A 19,295-nucleotide genomic window follows, 5' to 3' on the forward strand; every position below is an offset into this window, starting at 1 on the left:
GGCGCGGGTGGCGCGACGCTGGGCAACGGCGAATTCCCGATGACGGAGCGCGACTTCGCGACCATCGCGAAACTGCTCTACGAGGATGCCGGCATCTATCTCGCCGACACCAAGGCGACCTTCGTCTATTCGCGGCTTTCCAAGCGCTTGCGCGCCCTCGGGCTGGAAAGCTTCAAGGACTATTGCGCCCTCGTCCAGGCCGGGCCGGGGTCCGACGAGCGCATGACGATGCTCGCTTCGCTGACGACCAACGTGACGCATTTCTTCCGCGAGATGCATCACTTCGACCAGTTGCGCGACACGCTGCTGCCGCCGCTCCTCGCCGAGGCCAAGCGCGGCGGCCGCGTCAGGATCTGGTCGGCCGGCTGTTCGATCGGCCACGAGCCCTATTCGATCGCCATGACCATCCTGTCGCTGATGCCGAACGCGGCCGACTACGACGTGCGGATCCTCGCCAGCGACATCGATCCCAATGTCGTCGCGACCGGCCGGGCGGGGGTCTATGGCGCGAGCGCCCTGGAGAGCATCCCCGTCGATCTGCGCCGCAAGTGGTTCCGGCCGAGCGTCGCCGAGGGCGGCAACCGCGGCGTCGCGGCGACGGAAATGCTCTACGAGGTGGCCGATCCGCTGCGCGATCTCGTCGCCTTCCGCGAACTCAACCTCAACGGCGAATGGCCGATGCGCGGAATGTTCGACGCGATCTTCTGCCGGAACGTGACGATCTATTTCGATCAGCCCACCCGCGAACGGGTCTGGAAGCGGTTCGTCGAACGTCTTCTGCCGGACGGCGTGCTGTTCATCGGCCACTCCGAACGGGTCACCGGACCGGCCCTCCAGGCCGTCGAATTCAACGGCAACACGTCCTACCGCAAGATCCGGTGACGGCATGCGGGAACCTGCCGACGGCCCACGCAAGCCGGGACCCGTGCCGCACGCGGCGCGACGACTGCTCGAAGAGGAAGCTCAGGCATTGTGCCGCCATCCGAAGATCCGCGCGAGGATCGCCGGATCAGGGAGAGATCTGGGAAATGTGCGCAGCTAGCGTTCTCGTCGTCGACGACTCGGTCACAATGCGGGCCCTGATCCGGCACGCCTTGAGCCGCGATCCCGACATCGTCGTCGTGGGCGAGGCGGCGAACCCGTTCGAAGCCCGGGACAAGATGAAGCAGCTCGATCCGGACGTCGTCACCCTCGACGTCGAGATGCCGAACATGAACGGCATCGAGTTCCTGGAAAAGATCATGACGCTGCGCCCGACGCCGGTGATCATGGTTTCGAACCTGACGGCGCCCGGTGCCGCTGCGACGCTCGCGGCGCTGGAGATCGGGGCGTTCGACTGCATCGCCAAGCCGAGCGCCCGCGAGACCATGTTCAGCGAGCTGCCGGGACTGATCAAGGAGGCGGCCAAAGCCAAGACGGGGATGGCGAAGCGCCGCAAGGGCGGCGTCACGCACGCCCATTCCGCCTCCGATCCGGTCAGGGACCGTCGCGTCCAGCTGCCGCATCTCGTCGCCATCGGCTCGTCGACGGGCGGGGTCGAGGCATTGATGCAGGTCCTCTCCGAGTTCCCGGCGGACTGTCCTCCGACGGTGATCGTCCAGCATCTGCCGGCGGCCTTCACCGGCTCCTTCGCCGCCCGCCTCGACAGGGTCTCCCGGGCCCGCGTCAGCGAGGCGAAAGGCGGCGAGCCGCTCATCCCCGGACACGTCTATCTGGCGCCCGGCGGCAAATGCCACATGATCGTCAAGTCGGGAGCGCGGCCGTCCGTGGCGCTCGTCGAAAGCGAGACGGTCTCGGGCCACCGCCCCTCGGTCGACGTCCTGTTCACCTCGATTGCCAGGAATTTCGGCGGCCCCTCCTGCGGCGTGATTTTGACGGGTATGGGCCGGGACGGCGCCCAGGGGCTCCTCGAAATGCGCAAGACCGGGGCCCAGACGCTCGGCCAGGACGAGGAGAGCTCGCTCGTCTACGGCATGCCGCGCGTTGCCAACGAGCTCGGCGCGGTCGAGCGTCAATTGCCACTCGGAAAGATCGCAAGGCATATATTCAATGTTGGGTAAACACTTGCCGTTCAAGGATTTTATGAGGGGAGGAGAGACTTCTTTCATCAAATTCGTGTCTACTCGGCCTCGGAAGGAATAGCCCCATGAGCATCGCAAATCATCTCAAAGTCCTGATCGTCGACGATCACCGAACCAGTCGCATGCTGATTCGCGACGCGTTGGAGCAGCTCGGCATCAAGCAGATCGTCTTCGCCTGCGACGGCGAGGAAGCGTTGAAGGCGATGATGCAGACACCCTGTCACATCATCATCTCGGACTTCAACATGCCGAAGCTCGACGGGATTCAGCTACTCAAGGCGATCCGCTCCTATGGTGCGACGAAGAAGACGCCTTTCATCATCCTCACCAGCAAGGGCGACCGCGAACTGGTCATGAAGGCGGCACAGCTCGGCGTGAACAATTTTCTCGCCAAGCCGATCACCGTGCCGGTCCTGAAGAAGACCATCGAAGCGGTCGTGGGGCGACTTCAATGATCACGGCAGGTCGGCAGAACCGCATTCACATCATGCAGGGCGAGGCGAGGGTCGAGCGCGGGGAGGATACCGTCCTGACCACGCTCTTGGGGTCCTGCGTGGCCGCCTGCATCCGCGACCCCGAGGCCGGCGTCGGCGGCATGAACCACTTTCTCCTGCCGGGAAGCGGCGGCTCGGAGGCCGGGCGGGCCGAGAGCTTCGGCCTCTATCTCATGGAGGTCCTGGTCAACGGTCTGCTGACGCGTGGGGCCCGGCGCGGACATCTCGAGGCGAAGCTCTTCGGCGGCGCCCGAACCGTCGACGGCCTCTCCGACGTCGGCGCCAAGAACGCCGCCTTCGCCGAACGTTTCCTGCAGATGGAAAACATCCGCTATCTCGGCGGATCGCTCGGCGGCACGCGCGGTCGCAGGATCGAATACTGGCCCCATTCGGGCCGGGCGCGGCAGATCTTCTTCGAGGAGACGTCGATGCCGAAGATCCCGGTGGCAGCTCCGGTCAGGGCGCCGCAAACGATCGGCGACGTCGACCTGTTCTGACCGACACCGTCGGCGGCACAGACGTCTGCGTGTCCGTCTTCAAGAAAACCGCCGACAGGCCAGACCAGTCGAGAGTGCCAATGACGTCCCTTCCCATCTCCAGCCTGTTGCAGATTCTGGCCGAGGAACTGCGCTCGCTCGCCGTCACCGCCGAGGAAATGCACCACCTCGTCTGTCACGAGCATCTCTCCCGCGACCCCAGCTACATCCGGGCGGTGCAGAAGATCGACCATACGACCCAGGTTCTCGACAACCTGTCGAATTTCGTCTCCGCCGTCGGCGAGGAGACGGGTGAGGGCTGGTCCGTCACGATCGGCTCGGCGCTCGACAAGATCCGGCTTTCCGAACTGAAGCAGCGGCTCCACAAGGCGGAAATCGACGACACGGTCGCCAACGACGATCACGACGATCACGACGACCACGGCGATCTCGAACTGTTCGGCTGACATTCGCTCGCCAGGCGGTTTTCCGAGGATCGCCCGGCCGAGGAGCGTCACGCCGGGCAGGGTACGCCATTGCGAGGCAGTGCTGTCTCAACGTCGAACGACGAGACCGCGGCAGACCCTGCCGCGGGCTCGTCGTTGTTCGTTCGCCTACGAAGCGTCGCCCGCTACTCGGCCGCTTCGCAGCGGCGCAGATCGGCGACGTTTCCGGATCCCGGCTCGTCGAGCCGCCGCAGACGTTCTTCCTCGGCGGCCATGTAGCCGCGGGTGATCGGCAGGGTGTCGAGGCTCTTGGTGAACTGCAGCTGGAAGACGACGAGGTCCTGCCACCGGAAGGCGGTTTCCGATGCGGCGAGGTAGAACTCCCACATCCGGCAGAAGCGTTCGTCGTAGAGCGCCTTGGCCTCGTCGCGACGGCTGAGAAACCGCTCGCGCCAGTGCTTCAGCGTCTCGGCATAGTGAATCCGCAGGATCTCGACGTCGCTGACGATCAGTCCGCTGCGCTCGGCCGCCGCCATCACCTCGGACAGCGCCGGGATGTAGCCGCCGGGGAAGATGTACTTCTGGATGAAGGCGTTGGTGTTGCCGGGGGGATCGTAGCGGCCGATCGTATGCAACAGCATCACGCCGTCGTCCTTCAGGATTTCGGCGCAGTGGGAAAAATAGGCGTCGTAGAAGCCGACGCCGACATGCTCGAACATGCCCACCGAGACGATCCGGTCGAACGGGCCCTGCGTCTTGCGATAGTCCTGCAACCGGAATTCGGCGCGCTCGCTCAGGCCGGCGTCTTCGGCCCGTTGCCGGGCGATCGCCAGTTGCTCGTCGGACAAGGTCACGCCGACGACGTCGGCCGACAGCTTGCCGGCGAGATAAAGGCCCATGCCGCCCCAGCCGCAACCGATGTCGAGGACCTTGAGGTCGTCGCGGTCCAGCCTCAACTTGGCGGCGATATGGCGCTTCTTGGCGAGTTGCGCCTCTTCGAGCGTGGCGTCCGGGCGCTCGAAATAGGCGCAGGAATACTGCCGGTCCTCATCGAGGAAGAGGTCGTACAAGGCGCCCGACAGATCGTAGTGATGCTTGACGTTGGAGCGGGCGCGGGTGGGCGTATTGTACTGGACGATCCCGCGGGCGACGCGCCGCATCCGTTCGATCGCCCGCATCCAGGGCCGGCTGGTGACGTGGTTGCCGGCGTTCTGGAAGATCAGGGCGAGCACGTCGTACATCGTGCCTTCGACGACGTCGGCTCCGCCGTTCATGTAGACTTCGCCGAATCTGAGGCTCGGATTGAGGGCCACCGCCCGCTCCGCCGCATGCGAATTGAAGCGGACGGTGAGCGGCTCGCCGGTGCCGTCGCCCCATGTGCGGAGGTTTCCGCCGGCGTCGATGACGCTGAAGGTCCCGGTGTGGATCAGTGTGTCGAGATAGTATTTGAGAATGCGATTCATTGGCGCCGATCTCCTGGCAAGAGCCGTCGGAGCACCGGGTGGCCCGCAGCCCGCCAGGCGACCCGTCGCGACGACGGCGCACCTTCCCCACGGTCGCCAGGAAACCGGACGTTCACCGACTGTCGAGCCCCCCGCTCGCCGTCTTCCCCGTCCGTTTCGATGTCCCCGCGGATTGCGTTCAGGTGGTCACCCGAGGCCCCAGAGACCGCGGCGGCTGGACTCTGCCGTCGGGTACTGGTTGCTCGTTCAACTTACAACGGGAATCCTAAGGATCTCGGCGCATATGAAAAGAGCCCCATTGGTATGGGGCTCATATTTTCGACATCAAATCGTCATTCGTCGGCTGTTTTTATGCAGCCGGCTCGCCTGCCTCGGCCTCATCCTCCGTCTCGGCCTCGTCTTCCTCGGCCTCGTCTTCCTGGGCGTAGTCAGGCTCGTCCGCGCCGTAGATCGCGTCGGCCGAGGTCAGGTCCTCGCCGCGCGCCTGCCGTTCGGCTTCGTCCGGCGAGCGGGCGATGTTCAGCTGAACCTCGACGGTCACCTCCGGATGCAGGCTGATCTCGACCTTGTGCAGGCCGATCGCCTTGATCGGCTGGTTGAGCTCGACCTGGTTGCGGCCGATCTTGAAGCCCTCATTGGCGAGGATCTCGGCAATGTCCCGGGTCGAGACCGAGCCGTAGAGCTGGCCGGTTTCGCCGGCCGAGCGGACGACGACGAAGGAGCGGCCGTCCAGCGTCTCGGCGACGCCGCGCGCCTCGGTCTTGCGCTCTTCGTTGCGCTGGATCAGCTGGGCCTTCTGGGCTTCGAAGCGGGCCCGGTTGGCCTCGTTGGCGCGCAGCGCCCGGCCGGTCGGCAGGAGGTAGTTGCGCGCATAGCCGTCGCGGACGCGAACCGTGTCGCCCATCTGGCCGAGTCTGGCGATACGCTCGAGGAGAATGACCTGCATGTCTGTCTTCCTTGTTCTTTCTGGGTTTCTGACTTGTCTTCGAATGTCCGGCTCGGGCCGGGAAGATTGGGCGCTTCGGTCTCAGGCCGTGGAAGCGGGACGCATCCGCCTGATCGTGTCGTAGAGGCCGAGGCAGGTGAATACGAACAGCGGAAACGAGAGGATCATGATCGCCGCGTAGGAGACGACGAGCAAAAGCACGCGGTTCGAGCGGCCGCGGGTGCGGGCGTGGAGCTGGCCGAGACCCACCAGGGTGAACGCCATGCCGAAGGCGCCGCAGACGACCAGCGCGATCTGCTCCACCGGGCCGGAGGTGAAGCTCGCCGCAAGGCCCGCCGCGAAGACGAACAGCGCCGCCGGCGGAAGATGGAGCGCCGTCGGCAGATCGTCCTTCGGCCGCGGCAGCCGGTCGGAGATGCGGGTGAGCCAGGCGGCGACGTAGAGCCCGAGGCCCAGCACCAGCGTCAACACCGCCGGCTGCACCAGGGGGATCAGCGACAGGAGCAGCGTCGCGACCGCTTCGAACTCGACGTCGCTCATCTGGCCGGCATTGCCGCTCTCGCGCAGCGTGTCGACGATTTCCGGCTTCAGGGCCGTCACGTCGTAGCCGAAATACCAGCCGAGCCCGACGCAGGCGAGGGCCGCCATCGCCGCGATGGCGAAGAGGACGCGTTCCACAGGGAACCACATGAGTTGCGGGTGTTCGCCTGCCTGTCCGGCGGCGCGTTCCGCCTGGCCGGAGCCGTCCTCGGCGATCGGCCGCGCCAGCCCCGCAAGGTGGCCGGCGATCGCCGCCGGCAGGCTCATTGCGGCGAACAGCAGGACCCCGCCCGAAACGAGGCCGGAAATCGCCGCGACGAGCCCCGCCGAGACGACGGCCGCGAGGAAGCCGGCGAGGCTGCCCCAGCCGAGACTGGCGATGAAGATCGGAATCGGTGCGGCGAGCGCCAGGGTGACGGCGGAACCCGACTGGACGACCAGCCCGACGAAGAGCAGCGCGCTGGCCGCTCCCGCCGCAATGGCTATGAGGAAATTCGAAGGCTTCATCGTCCGGTCGCTGTCCTGCGCATTTCGCAGTTAGAGGCCGCTCCGGGCCCCAACGCGATCGCCGCGGAGGGATGTCCTCGCGGTGATCGTCATGACGATCGCGCCCGGCTATTTTCCGCGCGCGATCGAGTCGTTCGCCCCTGCGGGCCCCTTCTTCCGCCCCTCCGCTAGGAGGGACGGCGCGGATCTTACTTGATCACGTAGGGCAGAAGGCCGAGGAAGCGGGCGCGCTTGATGGCGTTGGCCAGGGCCCGCTGGTTCTTCTGCGACACCGCGGTGATGCGCGAGGGAACGATCTTGCCGCGCTCGGAGATGTAGCGCTGCAGGAGACGGACGTCCTTGTAGTCGATCTTCGGCGAATCGGAGCCGGAGAACGGATCGGACTTGCGACGGCGGTGGAACGGCCGGCGGGTTGGAAGCTGTGCGATATCGACCATCTGAACTTACTCCGAATCGTTGTCGCGGGGGCGGCGGGGACGGTCGTCGTCCCGGTCGCGGCGCGGGCCCCGGTCGCCACGATCGCCGCGGTCACCCCTGTCGCCCCGATCGCGGTCGCCGCCGCGGCGCGGCCGGTCGTCGCGCTTCTGCATCATCGCCGAGGGACCTTCCTCATGCGCCTCGACGCGGATGGTCATGTAGCGCAGGACGTCCTCGTTGAAGCGCATCAGGCGCTCCAGCTCGTCGACGGCGGTCGAAGGCGCGTCGATGTTGAGCAGCGTGTAATACGCCTTGCGATTCTTCTTGATGCGGTAGGTCAGGGTCTTCAGACCCCAGTTCTCGACCTTGACGACCTTGCCGCCATTGGTCTCGAGAATGCCCCGGAACGTCTCCACCAGCTGGTCGACCTGCTGGTTCGAGATGTCCTGGCGCGATAGGAATACGTGCTCGTAGAGAGCCATTCGCGTAACGCCTTTCCAATACGTCCGTGTTGAGCCCGATCCAGCGGCTAAGCCTCTGCGACTTCCCTGGTCGGCCCTGGGGCCGCTTCGGAAAGGCGATGTCGAGAGCGGTCGAGAGCGGAGACACGGGAAGCAGGCGACATTCCAGCGCCATGAAGCCGGCGAACCGGCAGCCTTCCGTTCAGCCCCCAGCTGAAAAACCGGGCTTTGACGGGGCGGGCGATACACCGTGCCGGGATAAAACGCAAGGCCTCGGCCGTTCACGAGGTGGATCACGCCGGCTTGACGGATCGGAGTGCCCGTCGCGGCGTATTGACGGGTGAGTGTGGAGATCGGGCGGCGACGAGCCGACCGACGACCGCAGGAACCTTAACGGGAGACAGTGATCCATGCCAAGCTCGTTCATCTCGCGCGGCGCCGCCGCATTCGTCGTCGGCGCCGGCCTGCTCGCCGGCCCCGTCGCCGCCTTCGCCCATCACGGCTGGGCGTGGACGGAGGAGCAGGAGAGCCGGCTCGAAGGCACGATCACGGAGATCTCCCTCGGCAATCCGCACGCCCATCTTCAGGTCGAGGCCGAGGACGGTGTCTGGGAAGTCGATCTCGCCCCGCCCTATGCCACCGAGCGCGCCGGCTTCGTCGATGGCGAAGCCAAGCCCGGCGATCGGGCGATCTTCACCGGCCATCGTTCGAAAGACGCCGGGGAGCGGCGCTTCAAGGCCGAGACCGTCACGGTGGGCGGCAAGACCTACGACGTCTATCCCAACCGGCAGAAATCCATGAAGCCGGACGCGTGACGCCCTCGGCCTGATCGGGGCGGCGCGATGCTCGAAGCCCTTCTCGGCGCGATCGCCGAGTCCTCGACGGCCCAGGCGCTGAAGGCCTCGCGGATCCTCTATCCGCTGGTCAATGCGGCGCACATTCTGGCATTCGCGACGCTCTACGGCTCCATCGTCACGCTCGATCTCGCCGTCCTGACCAGGGCGCGAAGCGACCATCTCGCGCCGCTTGCCCGCTTGGTGCCGGTCGTCGCGGGAGCCGGGCTCTGCGTCGCGATCGCCACCGGGCTGATCCTGTTTTCCGTCCAGCCCTTCGACTATGCGGACAACCCGGCGTTCCGGGTCAAGCTCCTCCTCGTGGCAGTGGGGCTTCTCCATGCCGGCGCGCTGCATGCGACCCATGGTTTCCGGGCGATGAAAGTCACCGGCGCGGCCTCCGCCGCGGTCGTCCTCTCGGCGGCCGTCTCCCTGCTGATCTGGACTGCGGCGATCGTCGCGGGTCGCTTCATCGCGTTCATGGCGTGAGGTTGCCAACGCGATATTCCGCTACGGCAGTTTGATGGTGACGGCATTGCACGATGGACTTATGATGGTCCGACGAACGAGCGCCGGATGCAGCTTCCGGCGGCGAAGCCGGTCGTTTTCGCTGGTCTCGGCGCGCGCTTACCGGCACAGTGGCCGACGCAACGTCGAGAGGAGCAACATGGCCGGGTTTGCAGTCTCGCCCCGGGTGCGAGCCGGGGTGGCGTCGCTCGCCTTCACGCTTTGCCCGCTCGTCTCGGGTGACTTTGCCACCGGTCGAGCCGAGGCGACCTCGCTCGCGCTTTACCCCGATCCGGCGGGCGCGATGACGCCGGGCGAGTTGCAACGGACATTCGCGGGACAGGACCTCGACGGCTATTATTCCGCGGATGGCGGAGCGTGGAGCGAAGTCTACCGGTTCGACGGGTCGCTGAGCTACCGCGATGCAGCCGACCAGACGAGTGGCCGCTGGTCGGTGAATGGTGACCGCTTCTGCACGACCTACGACGACGAAGCGCTGCAGGAGGCCTGCTTCCTGGTGCGGCGGCGGAGCGACAACTGTTACGACTTCTACGACACCGGCGAGAATTTTCGCCCGACCGCCTCGGCTGCGGCCATTCGAAACGGGGCCGACTTCGCGGCGCGGGCCTGGCGACGGGCGGAGGCATCGACCTGCCCGCCCATTGCCGAGAGCCTCAGTCCGGGCGGGGAGTGAAACCGATGCTCGCGGGCCGGCCCGACACGCCGAGGCGTTTTCTGCTTCCCCTGATCCTGGCGATCGTTTTCCTCGGGAGTCATCCCGGCACGGGTTGGAGCACCGCGGCGCCGGAGGCCGGGCTCGCAGAGACCATGATCCTCGACGAACCGGGGCTCGTAGCGGTGTTGTCTGGCCGAAACCTCGAGGGCGTCTATGCCGACGCGACCCCCTGGTCGGAGTCCTACGCGACCGACGGGACCCTGTCCTATCGAGATCGGCTGGGGCTCTGGACCGGGGACTGGAGTGCCTCCGACGGCAGGTTCTGCACCTTCTATCGCAGCCAGGGCATCAACGGCGGCTGTTTCCTCGTCGCAAGGCGGGGAGCCAACTGCTTCGACTTCTACGCCCTCGATGCCGCCCTGCGGACGGGGGCGACCCGCGAGGAGATCTTCGCCGGACGGAACTGGACGGCCCGCGGCTGGTACGTCGAAGCCGAGTCCAGCTGCCCGACGGACGACCGGCAGATCGTCGGACGCGCGCGCGGGCGGCACACGGGATGAGGTAGGTCGGCTCGATCTGCCGCGGGCGATCGTCGACGAAAAATGGCGGCCGATCCTTCGATCGACCGCCGTCATGGCTCATTCCCGAGGGTGAGCGCCGCGTCAGACCCGGCGCGGTTCGCGCTGCGGCGGCGGGGCGTGCCGGGGCTGCTTGTCCCGCTCGAGGAATTTCTTGGCGATCCAGCCGACGACGATCGTCTTCAGAATACTCCTGATCATCTTTCATCTCCTGTCAGAATTTCCTGAAGCGAGAACGCGTCAGACGTCGAAGAGTTGCGTCCAGAAGACAAATCCGGGACCGGCGACCGGATCCTGCCTTCGACTTTTCGATGAGGCGGCTGCCCTTGACGTTGCGTAGAGCGGGTTCACGTAGTCGTCGACGAACAACGCGGACGGGTCACCGGAATTTGACGACAGCAACGAGCGACGACCGCGGCCGACGCGCCGGGGAAGGCCGGGCGCAAAAGGACGGCACCGGCGTGAAGACCGGTCCGCTCGGGCCGTTTCCCCATGTCAGCCACCCGGTCTTCTTGACCTCCGCGGCGCTGATCATCGGGTTCCTGGTCTTCGGGGCGGGCTTTCCGGAGACCGCGAACACGGTGTTCCAGGGCGCCCAGACGGCCATCGCCGACTATTTCGGCTGGTTCCTCATCCTCGTCACCAATCTCTCCCTCGTCCTCACCGTCTATCTCGCCTTCTCGCGCTTCGGTGACATCCGGCTCGGCGCCCAGACCGAGACGCCGCAATACGGGCTGATGTCCTGGATCGCGATGCTGTTTTCCGCCGGCATCGGCATCGGTCTTCTCTATTGGGCCGTCGCCGAGCCGCTGTTCCACTTCTTCTCGCCACCGATGGGCGAGGCCGAAAGCGTCGAGGCGGCAAAGCAGGCGATGGTCCTCGCCTTCTTCGACTGGGGCCTGCACGGCTGGGGCATCTATTGCATCGTCGCCCTGTCGCTCGCCTATTTCCACTATCGCCAGGGCCTGCCGCTTTCGATCCGCTCGGTGCTCTATCCGCTGATCGGCGAGCGCATCTACGGGCCGTGGGGCCACGCGGTCGACATCCTCGCCGTCTTCGGCACGATGTTCGGCGTCGTCACCTCGCTCGGTCTCGGCGTGATGCAGATCAATTCCGGGCTTCAGACCTTCCTCGGCGTGCCGGACAACATCTTCATCCAGCTCGGCCTCATCGCGATCATCACCGCCTTCGCGACGATCTCGGTGATGCTCGGTCTCGACGGCGGCATCAAGCGGATCTCGAACTTCAACATCTATCTGAGCTTCGCGCTGCTCGCCTTCTTCGTCGTCGTCGGACCGACGCTCTACATCTTCGACAGTTTCATCGAGAACGTCGGGAACTACATCGGCAGCCTGATCCGGTTCAGCTTCTGGGTCGAGGCCTATTCCGGCACCAACTGGCAGGTCGACTGGACGCTGTTCTACTGGGCCTGGTGGATCTCCTGGTCGCCCTTCGTCGGCATCTTCATCGCCCGCATCTCGCGCGGGCGGACGATCCGCGAGTTCCTGCTCGGCGTCCTTCTCATCCCGACCTCGATCCTGTTCTTCTGGTTCACGGCCTTCGGCGGCACCGCGGTCAAGATGGAACTCGACGGCAATCCGGGGCTGATCGAGGCCACCAAGGCCGACTATGGCGACGCGATCTTCAAGCTGATCGAGTATTTCCCGGGAACGCCGCTGATCGGCGGCATCATCATCGTGATGATCGTCGTCTGGTTCGTCACCTCGTCCGACAGCGCCAGCTTCGTCATCGACATGCTGACCGCCGGCGGCCACGCCGATCCGCCGCGCATCCAGCGGCTCTTCTGGGCGATCACCGAAGGCGCGATCGCGGCGATGCTGCTCGTCGCCGGCGGTCTCAAGGCGCTGCAGGCGGCGGCCGTCGTCGCGGGCTTTCCCTTCGCCTTCGTGCTGCTGGTGATGATGTATTCGCTCCTGCGCGGCCTCGGGCGCGACAAGCTCGTCCTCTACCGCGCCGACCAGTGGTTCCAGACCGAGAAGGAAACCGACGTCAACACGCCGGACCCCTACCGCGACGAACACGCGCTGAAGGGCCCGCCGGGATTGGCGAGCGGCGGGTGAGGGCGGTTCTTCGTTCGAATGCCGAACGGCATCGGGTCGAGCGGTGGCGGGTTTTCCGCCACCGCTTTATTTTTTGTGATACATAAATTACATGAGGATCGTGTGGGACGAGCCGAAGCGTTACGCCAACATTGCCAAGCACGGACTGGATTTTCGATCGCTGACGACGGAGTTCTTCGAGGCCGCCGTGACTGCAGCAAGCCGCGACGGGCGATTTCTGGCGATCGGACCGCTCGAGCCGTCTTCGACCGTCTCTGTCGTATTCAAGCCGCTCGGTTCCGAGGCCGTTTCCGTCATCAGCATGCGTCCTGCCTCGCCAGGCGAAAGGAGGTTCCATGACGAATTCCAGCGATAAGGTTTTCGATCCGGAGCACGCTGCTGCGAATGGCTATACGAAATCCGATTGGGATGAAGTAGCCGACAACCCTGAATGGACCGCGGAGCATTTTGCTGCTGCAAAGCCCTTCGACGCGATGTTTCCCAAGCTCGACGCGAGCATCAAGCGCAGTCGGGGCCGGCCGAAGATCGAAAAGCCGCGCCAGCAGATCTCCCTGCGGCTCGATCCGGACGTCATCGCCAAGTTCAAGGCGACGGGGGAAGGGTGGCAGTCCAGGATCAACGAGATTCTGAAAAAGGCCGAACTCTAGGCGTCGGCTGGCCGCCTCTTCCCGTCCGCTGCCCCGATCGCCCGCCCCGCCGCGACGCCCGACGACCACGCCCACTGGAAATTATACCCGCCGAGCCAGCCGGTGACGTCGACGGCCTCGCCGATGGCGTAGAGGCCGGGCAGCTTGCGGGCCTCCATGGTCTTCGACGACAGCTCCGCCGTGTCGATGCCGCCGGCGGTGACTTCGGCCTTGGCGTAGCCCTCCGTACCGGTGGGGCGGAAGGTGAGGCGGGTGAGTGTTTCGGCCGCCGCGTCGAGCGCCTTGTCGGGCAGGGCGCCGAGTTCGGCGTCGATGCCGATGCGGGCGGTGAGAGCTTCGGCGAGACGGTTGGGCAGGCGTTCGGCGAGCGCGGCCTTCAGATGCGCACGGGGCATCCGGCGCTTGGCGGCGCGCAGGTGGTCGCTCGCATCGGCGAGAACGGTGAGCGAGATCGTCTCGCCGGGCGACCAGTAGGAGGAGATCTGCAGGATCGCCGGACCGGAGAGGCCCTTGTGGGTGAACAGCGCCGCCTCTTCGAAGGCGGCGCCCCGGGCCCGCGCGACGACCGGGCAGGCGATGCCGGAGATTTCTTTGAACATCCGCTCCTCGCCCCCGAGGGTAAAGGGCACCAGCGCGGGGCGCGGCGTGACGACCTTCAGACCGAACTGTTCGGCGATGGCATAGGCCCGGCCGGTCGCCCCCATCTTGGGGATCGACGGCCCGCCCGTGGCAATGACGAGGTTCGGCGCAGTATCCCGACCGACCGTGAAGCGACCATCCGCATGGCCGATCTCGCCGATCGGCGTCGACAGCCGGATCTCGACGCCGCCGCGACGGCACTCCGCGAGCAGCATGTCGACGATCTGCCGGGCCGAGCCGTCGCAGAACAGCTGGCCGAGGGTCTTTTCGTGCCAGGCGATGCCATGGGCCTCGACGAGGGCGAGGAAGTCCCACTGGGTGTAGCGCTTCAGCGCCGACTTCACGAAATGCGGGTTTTCGGAGAGGAAGCAGCGAGCTTCGACGCCGAGATTGGTGAAGTTGCAGCGTCCGCCGCCGGAAATCAGGATCTTCCTGCCGGCCTCGCTCGCATGATCGACGACGAGAATCCGCGCGCCAGCCTGTCCGGCGGTTGCGGCGGCGAGAAGGCCGGCGCCGCCGGCCCCGAGAATGATCGCGTCGTAGGACATTCTAGTCTTCAACGGGAGCATAGGGGCTCATTGAAGCCTCCGTGCTCCGCCCGGACTTGTGTTCTGTGACTTATGCCAGCTCGCCCCACTCAACCCGCGAGCTTCGCCCGGAATCGCTCGGCCACCGCGTCGCCCATGCCGCTCGTGCCGACTTCCGTCGAGCCCGGCGCCATGACGTCGCCGGTGCGGATGCCGGCCTCCAGCGTCTCGGCGATGGCGGATTCCAGCGCGTCGGCCTCGGCGATCATTGCGAAGGAATAGCGCAGGCCCATGGCGAGCGAGGCGATCATCGCCAGCGGGTTGGCCTTGCCCGTGCCGGCGATGTCCGGCGCCGAACCATGGACCGGCTCGTAGAGCGCCTTGCGCTTGCCGGTTTTCGCATCCACGGCACCGAGCGAGGCCGAGGGCAGCATGCCGAGCGAGCCGGTCAGCATCGCCGCGATGTCGGACAGCATGTCGCCGAAGAGATTGTCGGTGACGATGACGTCGAACTGCTTCGGCGCCTTGACGAGCTTCATGCCGCCGGCGTCGGCGAGTTCGTGCTCCAGCGTCATTTCGGGATACTCTTCCCGGTGGACGCGGGTGACGACCTCGTTCCACAAGACCCCGGACTTCATCACGTTGCGCTTTTCCATCGAGGTGACCTTGCCGGTCCTCGTCCTGGCGAGGTCGAAGGCGGCTCTCGCGATGCGCTCGATCTCGTAGGTGTCGTAGACCTGGGTATCGATCGCCCGCTTCTGGCCGTTGCCGAGATCGACGATCTCCTTGGGCTCGCCGAAATAGACGCCGCCCGTCAGCTCTCGCAGGATCAGGATGTCGAGGCCCTCGATGATCTCGCGCTTCAGCGAGGAGGCGTCGGCGAGCGCCGGGTAGCAGATGGCGGGGCGCAGATTGGCGAAGAGCTCCATCTCCTTGCGCAGGCGCAGCAGGCCCGCCTCCGGACGCTTATCGTAGGAAACGCCGTCCCATTTCGGCCCGCCCACGGCCCCGAAGAGCGTCGCGTCGGCGGCCTGCGCCAGTGCCATCGTGGCGTCGGAGACCGGCGCTCCCTCGGCGTCGTAGGCCGAACCGCCGACGAGCGCGGTTTCGGTCTCGAAGCCGGCACCCGCCACGTCGTTGAGGACGGCGATCTGCTTTTCGACCTCGGCCATGATTTCGGTGCCGATGCCGTCGCCGGGCAGGAGCAGGAGCCTCTTCGATGCCATGGTGGTCTCGATCGTTCTGGAGTGATGGAAAAAAGCCGTATGAGCGGCACCGGGATAGAATTTGCGCGGCGCCTTTGCAACAATTCGCGGCGGCGGCGGTGATCGGACGATGAGGCGCGCGTCCGCGGCAACGTCTCTCGTCGAACGGCGCAGCGCGGGTGTGAAGACGGCGCGCGAGGCCCCGAAAACTCCTCGAAATGACCACAATCGGTAAAGCTCCGATTAACCGTGTCGGCGTCATATCGGGTCGAGTTCAAACCGTTCGTCGAGCCGGAGCGTCGTCGCCTTTCATGGGTGTCTGGACGCCGGCGGGAGCCTTTGCGTTGTCCTTCTTCATTCCGCCGCGTATCGCCGACAATCTGACCGTGACGCTGGTGATGATCGCGGCGCTGTTCGCCTGCCGGATGATCGGCGACGCGCTGATCGGGCGCCGGTCGGACCCGGTGCTGGTGCGGCGGCACCGGTTCAAGCTGAGGGCGATCTGCAATGTCGTGCTCGCGGTCGGGATCCTGGCCATCTGGCTGTCCGAGATCCAGGACATGATGCTGTCGCTGACGGCGGTGCTCGTCGCCGTCGTCGTCGCGACCAAGGAGCTGATCATGTGCGCGGCGGGCTCGATGCTGCGTTTCGGCGGCCATCTGTTCAAGGTCGGAGACCGCATCGAGATCGGCGGCATCCATGGCGAGGTAATCGACCACGGCCTGTTCTCGACGACGATCACCGAGCTGCCGTCGCGCAATCTCGGGGCGTCCGGGACCGGCCGGACGGTGATGCTGCCGAACTCTGTGCTGCTCACTGGCGCCGTCAAGGTCGAGGCGCAGCCGCGCCACTACGCGCCGCATCGCTTCACCCTGACCCTCGAACAGGCGCATCTGCCGGGACGCGTCATCGCGGCGATTGAGGCGGCGGCGCAGGACGCGCTCGCGCCCGACCGCGAACTCGCCTCGAGATTCCATCAGTTCGCCGCGCGCAAGGCCGGCTTCGAGACGGCCGGGCCGGAGACGGAGGTCAGCGTCGCGACCAGCGACATCGGCAAGCTGCAGTTCCACGTCATGATCTACTGCCTCGCCAAGGACGCGCGCCAGCTCGAACAGGCGATCACCCTTTCGGTGCTGGACGAACTCGGCATCGGCGCACAGGGCGCTCACCCGAGGACCGGCGGCGCCGAAGCGGCACTCTCCGAACTCGCCCGCCAGCTCCGCGAAACCGCGCCGAAGGAGCGCCGGGACGCCGCCAGGGCCGCGTGAGCCGGCAACGGCCGAGCCGGGATGCGGCGCTTCGTCCGGCTCAGCCGAGCGGCCGGATCGCCCGGCAGAGCGCGGCCGGGCGCGGCAGCCGCGAATGCGCCGCGTAGGCCGCCTCGATGCTTTCGAACGTCTCGGCCGGAAACGGCGCAACCTTCGGCGCCGGGCCGCGCTGGTCGATCGACAGGCTCAGATTCTCCAGCGTCGCCGCCAGCCAGCCGTCGGTGTGGTGCATCTCCTGGAACATGTGCAGGCGCTTGGCGTCGAGCCCGACGATCGTCGTCGAGACGAGGACCCTCGCGTCCGGCGGCACTTCCTTGAGGTAGCGGACGTGCGCTTCGGCCGTGTAGGTGGTGAAGCCGGTCCGCTCACGGTAGCGCTCGCCGAGACCGATCGCGTCGTAGAGATCGTCGATGCCGCGATCGAAGAGCACGTGATAATAGGCGAGGTTGAGATGGCCGTTGTAGTCGATCCAGCCGGGTTCGAGCGACAGTTCGCGGGAGCGGAACGGCGCGGCGATCGTTTCGTCCATGGTGTCGGCCTTCTCGTCTGACGGATCCGTCCCCGCGAGTTCGCGCCGGTATCGGCAGATGTCAATTGCCATGCCGGCCGTTCCTCGCCCGCCGCCCGGGGCGAGCTTTGCCCGGCAGGCTCGCCGTGGCAGAAGGGCGGGACGCGGCAAATGCGGCGCAGGTCGCCGTCGCGCTCGGCAAGGCATTGATGTTCCTGCCCGTCCGGGCGCATGGTGGTCGGTACGAAAAGACGATTCCCTCCGTCGGTGCCGATCGACGGCGGCAAGGAGAGAGGCCCCATGGCGCTCAAGGACATTCTGGCCGAACGACCGGCCGTGCGGACCGGCATCGCGGCCACCGTCGCAAGCCTGCGGGAAAGCTTCGGCGAGCGCCTCGTCACCGGCGAGGACGTTCGCCGCGCCCATGGCCACACGACCACCTACCTGCCCAACCAGGCGCCCGACGCCGTCGTCTTCGCCGCGTCCGAGGCCGAGGTCCAGAAGGTGGTGCGGATCTGCGCGGCGAACGCCACGCCGATCATCCCCTTCGGCACCGGCTCGTCGCTCGAGGGGCACGTCAACGCGCCGCAGGGCGGGGTGTCGATCGACCTGTCGCGCATGGACCGCGTCCTCGCCGTCCATGCGGAGGATCTCGACTGCGTCATCGAGCCGGGCGTCACCCGCGAGGCGTTGAACGCGCACCTGCGCGACACCGGCCTGTTCTTCCCGATCGATCCCGGCGCCAATGCCAGCCTCGGCGGCATGGCGGCGACCAGGGCCTCGGGCACCAACGCCGTGCGATACGGCACGATGCGCGACAACGTCGTCTCGCTGAACGCGGTGATGGCCGACGGCCGGATCATCCAGACCGCGCGGCGGGCGAAGAAGACGTCGGCCGGCTACGACATGACGCGGCTTCTCGTAGGCTCGGAGGGAACGCTCGGCATCATCACCCGGCTGACCCTGAAGCTCTACGGCATTCCCGAAGACGTGCTGGCCGGCGTCTGTCCGTTTCCCTCGGTGCGCGACGCGGTGAACACGGTGATCCAGACGGTGCAGACGGGCATTCCGGTCGCCCGGATCGAGCTGCTCGACGCCCAGTCGATGGAGGCGGCAAACGCCTATGCCAAGCTCGACCTGAAGCCGCAGCCTTCGCTCTTCGTCGAGTTCCACGGTTCGCCCGCTTCCGTCGCCGAGCAGGCCGAGACCTTCGGCATGATTGCCGCCGACAACGGCGGCGGGGCGCTCGAAGCCTCGAATCGGCCGGAAGAGCGAAGCCGGCTGTGGAAGGCGCGCCACGACATGTACTGGGCCTCGATGCAGCTGCGGCCGGGCAGCCGGGCGATCGCCACCGATGTCTGCGTTCCGGTCTCGCGGTTGGCGGACTGCATCGGCGAAACCCAGGCCGACATCGAGGCGAACGGCCTGATCGGCCCGATCATCGGCCATGTCGGCGACGGCAACTTCCACGTCACCCTGCTTCTCGACATGACGGACGGCCGCGAGATCGACGCGGCGGAAGCCTTCATGGCGCGGCTCGCCGCCCGGGCGGTGGAGATGGACGGCACCTGCACCGGCGAGCATGGCATCGGGCAGGGCAAGCGCGGCTATCTCGCCGCCGAACTCGGCGAGACGGTGGACTTCATGAGGATGATCAAGGCGGCCCTCGATCCGAACGACATCATGAACCCTGGCAAAATCTTCATGTTGTGACGCAACAATTACCCCTCGACATTCCGGGTCTGTTCTGGCCTATCCTCCAGGGCTCCGTTTCGTCATGACCGGGCGCGCATCCGGTGCGACGGCTGCTCGCCCCCGCTCCGGTTCGGGACGAGGCGGGAGGCGCCGGGGAGGGCACCGGGATCGGCCGGATCGGCGCGATCGGCTTTCGACGGCCTCGATGCGCGGAGCGGGTGGACTGGAGCGGCCTTCGCGCGCCCCGCGGCGCGTGCCGCGTTCCGGGGGTGTCGGGCGGCATTTCGGTGGGGACCGGGT

At 66.3% G+C, this 19,295-nt stretch carries 22 protein-coding genes; 14 read left to right on the top strand and 8 right to left on the bottom strand.

The window, feature by feature from the left end; genetic code table 11:
* The first annotated feature begins 39 nt into the window (after positions 1-39).
* The 5 genes from LZD57_RS05340 (at position 40) to LZD57_RS05360 (ending at position 3,518) form a co-directional block, all read left to right on the top strand.
* On the top strand, positions 40-882 hold the full coding sequence (locus LZD57_RS05340) for a CheR family methyltransferase (RefSeq protein WP_233718253.1): 843 nt from the start codon (positions 40-42) through the stop codon (positions 880-882).
* A 146-nt stretch (positions 883-1,028) separates the two neighbouring features.
* Positions 1,029-2,060: a protein-glutamate methylesterase/protein-glutamine glutaminase gene (locus LZD57_RS05345; RefSeq protein WP_233718255.1), complete on the top strand. Its 1,032-nt coding sequence runs from the start codon at positions 1,029-1,031 to the stop codon at positions 2,058-2,060.
* 86 nt (positions 2,061-2,146) lie between these two features.
* Complete coding sequence (locus LZD57_RS05350; RefSeq protein ID WP_233718257.1) at positions 2,147-2,536, top strand: response regulator; 390 nt, start codon at positions 2,147-2,149, stop codon at positions 2,534-2,536.
* Positions 2,533-3,072 (top strand): chemotaxis protein CheD, encoded by a 540-nt coding sequence (locus LZD57_RS05355; protein ID WP_233718259.1) that lies wholly within the window; start codon positions 2,533-2,535, stop codon positions 3,070-3,072. Before LZD57_RS05350 ends, LZD57_RS05355 begins: the two co-directional genes overlap by 4 nt.
* 80 nt (positions 3,073-3,152) lie before the next feature.
* Positions 3,153-3,518 carry a hypothetical protein gene (locus tag LZD57_RS05360; protein WP_233718261.1) on the top strand — a complete coding sequence of 122 codons (366 nt, stop codon included), beginning with the start codon at positions 3,153-3,155 and terminating at the stop codon, positions 3,516-3,518.
* Between the two features lie 164 nt (positions 3,519-3,682).
* Here the strand turns inward: LZD57_RS05360 and LZD57_RS05365 are convergent, their stop codons facing one another.
* From LZD57_RS05365 to rpsF, 5 genes are all read right to left on the bottom strand, one after another.
* The gene (locus tag LZD57_RS05365) at positions 3,683-4,960 is read right to left on the bottom strand and encodes an SAM-dependent methyltransferase (protein ID WP_233718263.1); all 1,278 of its coding nucleotides are present in this window, start codon (positions 4,958-4,960) and stop codon (positions 3,683-3,685) included.
* Positions 4,961-5,309: 349 nt separating this feature from the next.
* The gene (gene rplI / locus LZD57_RS05370; RefSeq protein ID WP_233718264.1) at positions 5,310-5,906 is read right to left on the bottom strand and encodes a 50S ribosomal protein L9; all 597 of its coding nucleotides are present in this window, start codon (positions 5,904-5,906) and stop codon (positions 5,310-5,312) included.
* An 81-nt stretch (positions 5,907-5,987) separates the two neighbouring features.
* A complete protein-coding gene (locus tag LZD57_RS05375) occupies positions 5,988-6,953 on the bottom strand; it encodes a hypothetical protein (protein WP_233718265.1) in 966 nt (321 codons plus the stop codon).
* 188 nt (positions 6,954-7,141) lie between these two features.
* Positions 7,142-7,390 carry a 30S ribosomal protein S18 gene (rpsR, locus tag LZD57_RS05380; RefSeq protein ID WP_233718267.1) on the bottom strand — a complete coding sequence of 83 codons (249 nt, stop codon included), beginning with the start codon at positions 7,388-7,390 and terminating at the stop codon, positions 7,142-7,144.
* A 6-nt stretch (positions 7,391-7,396) separates the two neighbouring features.
* Positions 7,397-7,852 carry a 30S ribosomal protein S6 gene (rpsF, locus tag LZD57_RS05385; protein ID WP_233718269.1) on the bottom strand — a complete coding sequence of 152 codons (456 nt, stop codon included), beginning with the start codon at positions 7,850-7,852 and terminating at the stop codon, positions 7,397-7,399.
* 389 nt (positions 7,853-8,241) lie between these two features.
* Here rpsF and LZD57_RS05390 point away from each other — a divergent pair, with 389 nt between their 5' ends.
* The 7 genes from LZD57_RS05390 to LZD57_RS05420 all read left to right on the top strand — a co-directional run bounded on the left by LZD57_RS05390 (position 8,242) and on the right by LZD57_RS05420 (position 13,153).
* Complete coding sequence (locus LZD57_RS05390; protein WP_233718271.1) at positions 8,242-8,646, top strand: DUF6152 family protein; 405 nt, start codon at positions 8,242-8,244, stop codon at positions 8,644-8,646.
* A gap of 27 nt (positions 8,647-8,673) precedes the next feature.
* Positions 8,674-9,153 carry a DUF2214 domain-containing protein gene (locus tag LZD57_RS05395; protein WP_233718272.1) on the top strand — a complete coding sequence of 160 codons (480 nt, stop codon included), beginning with the start codon at positions 8,674-8,676 and terminating at the stop codon, positions 9,151-9,153.
* A 178-nt stretch (positions 9,154-9,331) separates the two neighbouring features.
* On the top strand, positions 9,332-9,865 hold the full coding sequence (locus tag LZD57_RS05400; RefSeq protein WP_233718274.1) for a hypothetical protein: 534 nt from the start codon (positions 9,332-9,334) through the stop codon (positions 9,863-9,865).
* Between the two features lie 5 nt (positions 9,866-9,870).
* Entirely contained in the window at positions 9,871-10,407 is a 537-nt protein-coding gene (locus LZD57_RS05405) for a hypothetical protein (RefSeq protein ID WP_233718275.1), read from the top strand.
* Between the two features lie 479 nt (positions 10,408-10,886).
* The gene (locus LZD57_RS05410) at positions 10,887-12,506 is read left to right on the top strand and encodes a BCCT family transporter (RefSeq protein ID WP_233718277.1); all 1,620 of its coding nucleotides are present in this window, start codon (positions 10,887-10,889) and stop codon (positions 12,504-12,506) included.
* Between the two features lie 91 nt (positions 12,507-12,597).
* Positions 12,598-12,861: a BrnT family toxin gene (locus tag LZD57_RS05415; RefSeq protein ID WP_233718279.1), complete on the top strand. Its 264-nt coding sequence runs from the start codon at positions 12,598-12,600 to the stop codon at positions 12,859-12,861.
* Entirely contained in the window at positions 12,842-13,153 is a 312-nt protein-coding gene (locus tag LZD57_RS05420; RefSeq protein WP_233718281.1) for a BrnA antitoxin family protein, read from the top strand. The genes LZD57_RS05415 and LZD57_RS05420 overlap by 20 nt, the downstream gene beginning before the upstream one ends.
* Here LZD57_RS05420 and LZD57_RS05425 read toward each other — a convergent pair.
* Positions 13,150-14,340, bottom strand: a complete 1,191-nt coding sequence (locus LZD57_RS05425) for a BaiN/RdsA family NAD(P)/FAD-dependent oxidoreductase (RefSeq protein WP_233718283.1) — start codon at positions 14,338-14,340, stop codon at positions 13,150-13,152. The genes LZD57_RS05420 and LZD57_RS05425 overlap by 4 nt on opposite strands.
* Before the next feature lie 89 nt (positions 14,341-14,429).
* Positions 14,430-15,545, bottom strand: a complete 1,116-nt coding sequence (gene leuB, locus LZD57_RS05430; protein WP_233718284.1) for a 3-isopropylmalate dehydrogenase — start codon at positions 15,543-15,545, stop codon at positions 14,430-14,432.
* 323 nt (positions 15,546-15,868) lie between these two features.
* Here leuB and LZD57_RS05435 point away from each other — a divergent pair, with 323 nt between their 5' ends.
* Entirely contained in the window at positions 15,869-16,792 is a 924-nt protein-coding gene (locus LZD57_RS05435; protein ID WP_233718285.1) for a mechanosensitive ion channel domain-containing protein, read from the top strand.
* 40 nt (positions 16,793-16,832) lie between these two features.
* Here the strand turns inward: LZD57_RS05435 and LZD57_RS05440 are convergent, their stop codons facing one another.
* Positions 16,833-17,393 carry a thioesterase family protein gene (locus tag LZD57_RS05440; protein ID WP_420844748.1) on the bottom strand — a complete coding sequence of 187 codons (561 nt, stop codon included), beginning with the start codon at positions 17,391-17,393 and terminating at the stop codon, positions 16,833-16,835.
* A 207-nt stretch (positions 17,394-17,600) separates the two neighbouring features.
* Here LZD57_RS05440 and LZD57_RS05445 point away from each other — a divergent pair, with 207 nt between their 5' ends.
* Entirely contained in the window at positions 17,601-19,013 is a 1,413-nt protein-coding gene (locus tag LZD57_RS05445; protein WP_233718287.1) for an FAD-binding oxidoreductase, read from the top strand.
* Positions 19,014-19,295: the final 282 nt, after the last annotated feature.

This window comes from Jiella avicenniae (genome assembly GCF_021390325.1).
GTDB lineage: Bacteria > Pseudomonadota > Alphaproteobacteria > Rhizobiales > Rhizobiaceae > Jiella > Jiella avicenniae.

Coding starts and splice junctions, on each gene's coding strand:
- LZD57_RS05440 (WP_420844748.1), bottom strand. CDS start 17,393: ATGGCAATTGACATCTGCCGATACCGGCGCGAACTCGCGGGGACGGAT.
- LZD57_RS05365 (WP_233718263.1), bottom strand. CDS start 4,960: ATGAATCGCATTCTCAAATACTATCTCGACACACTGATCCACACCGGG.
- LZD57_RS05425 (WP_233718283.1), bottom strand. CDS start 14,340: ATGTCCTACGACGCGATCATTCTCGGGGCCGGCGGCGCCGGCCTTCTC.
- LZD57_RS05350 (WP_233718257.1), top strand. CDS start 2,147: ATGAGCATCGCAAATCATCTCAAAGTCCTGATCGTCGACGATCACCGA.
- LZD57_RS05420 (WP_233718281.1), top strand. CDS start 12,842: ATGACGAATTCCAGCGATAAGGTTTTCGATCCGGAGCACGCTGCTGCG.
- LZD57_RS05375 (WP_233718265.1), bottom strand. CDS start 6,953: ATGAAGCCTTCGAATTTCCTCATAGCCATTGCGGCGGGAGCGGCCAGC.
- LZD57_RS05340 (WP_233718253.1), top strand. CDS start 40: ATGACGGAGCGCGACTTCGCGACCATCGCGAAACTGCTCTACGAGGAT.
- LZD57_RS05415 (WP_233718279.1), top strand. CDS start 12,598: ATGAGGATCGTGTGGGACGAGCCGAAGCGTTACGCCAACATTGCCAAG.
- LZD57_RS05400 (WP_233718274.1), top strand. CDS start 9,332: ATGGCCGGGTTTGCAGTCTCGCCCCGGGTGCGAGCCGGGGTGGCGTCG.
- LZD57_RS05360 (WP_233718261.1), top strand. CDS start 3,153: ATGACGTCCCTTCCCATCTCCAGCCTGTTGCAGATTCTGGCCGAGGAA.
- LZD57_RS05355 (WP_233718259.1), top strand. CDS start 2,533: ATGATCACGGCAGGTCGGCAGAACCGCATTCACATCATGCAGGGCGAG.
- rplI (WP_233718264.1), bottom strand. CDS start 5,906: ATGCAGGTCATTCTCCTCGAGCGTATCGCCAGACTCGGCCAGATGGGC.
- LZD57_RS05395 (WP_233718272.1), top strand. CDS start 8,674: ATGCTCGAAGCCCTTCTCGGCGCGATCGCCGAGTCCTCGACGGCCCAG.
- rpsF (WP_233718269.1), bottom strand. CDS start 7,852: ATGGCTCTCTACGAGCACGTATTCCTATCGCGCCAGGACATCTCGAAC.
- LZD57_RS05445 (WP_233718287.1), top strand. CDS start 17,601: ATGGCGCTCAAGGACATTCTGGCCGAACGACCGGCCGTGCGGACCGGC.
- leuB (WP_233718284.1), bottom strand. CDS start 15,545: ATGGCATCGAAGAGGCTCCTGCTCCTGCCCGGCGACGGCATCGGCACC.
- rpsR (WP_233718267.1), bottom strand. CDS start 7,390: ATGGTCGATATCGCACAGCTTCCAACCCGCCGGCCGTTCCACCGCCGT.
- LZD57_RS05390 (WP_233718271.1), top strand. CDS start 8,242: ATGCCAAGCTCGTTCATCTCGCGCGGCGCCGCCGCATTCGTCGTCGGC.
- LZD57_RS05405 (WP_233718275.1), top strand. CDS start 9,871: ATGCTCGCGGGCCGGCCCGACACGCCGAGGCGTTTTCTGCTTCCCCTG.
- LZD57_RS05345 (WP_233718255.1), top strand. CDS start 1,029: ATGTGCGCAGCTAGCGTTCTCGTCGTCGACGACTCGGTCACAATGCGG.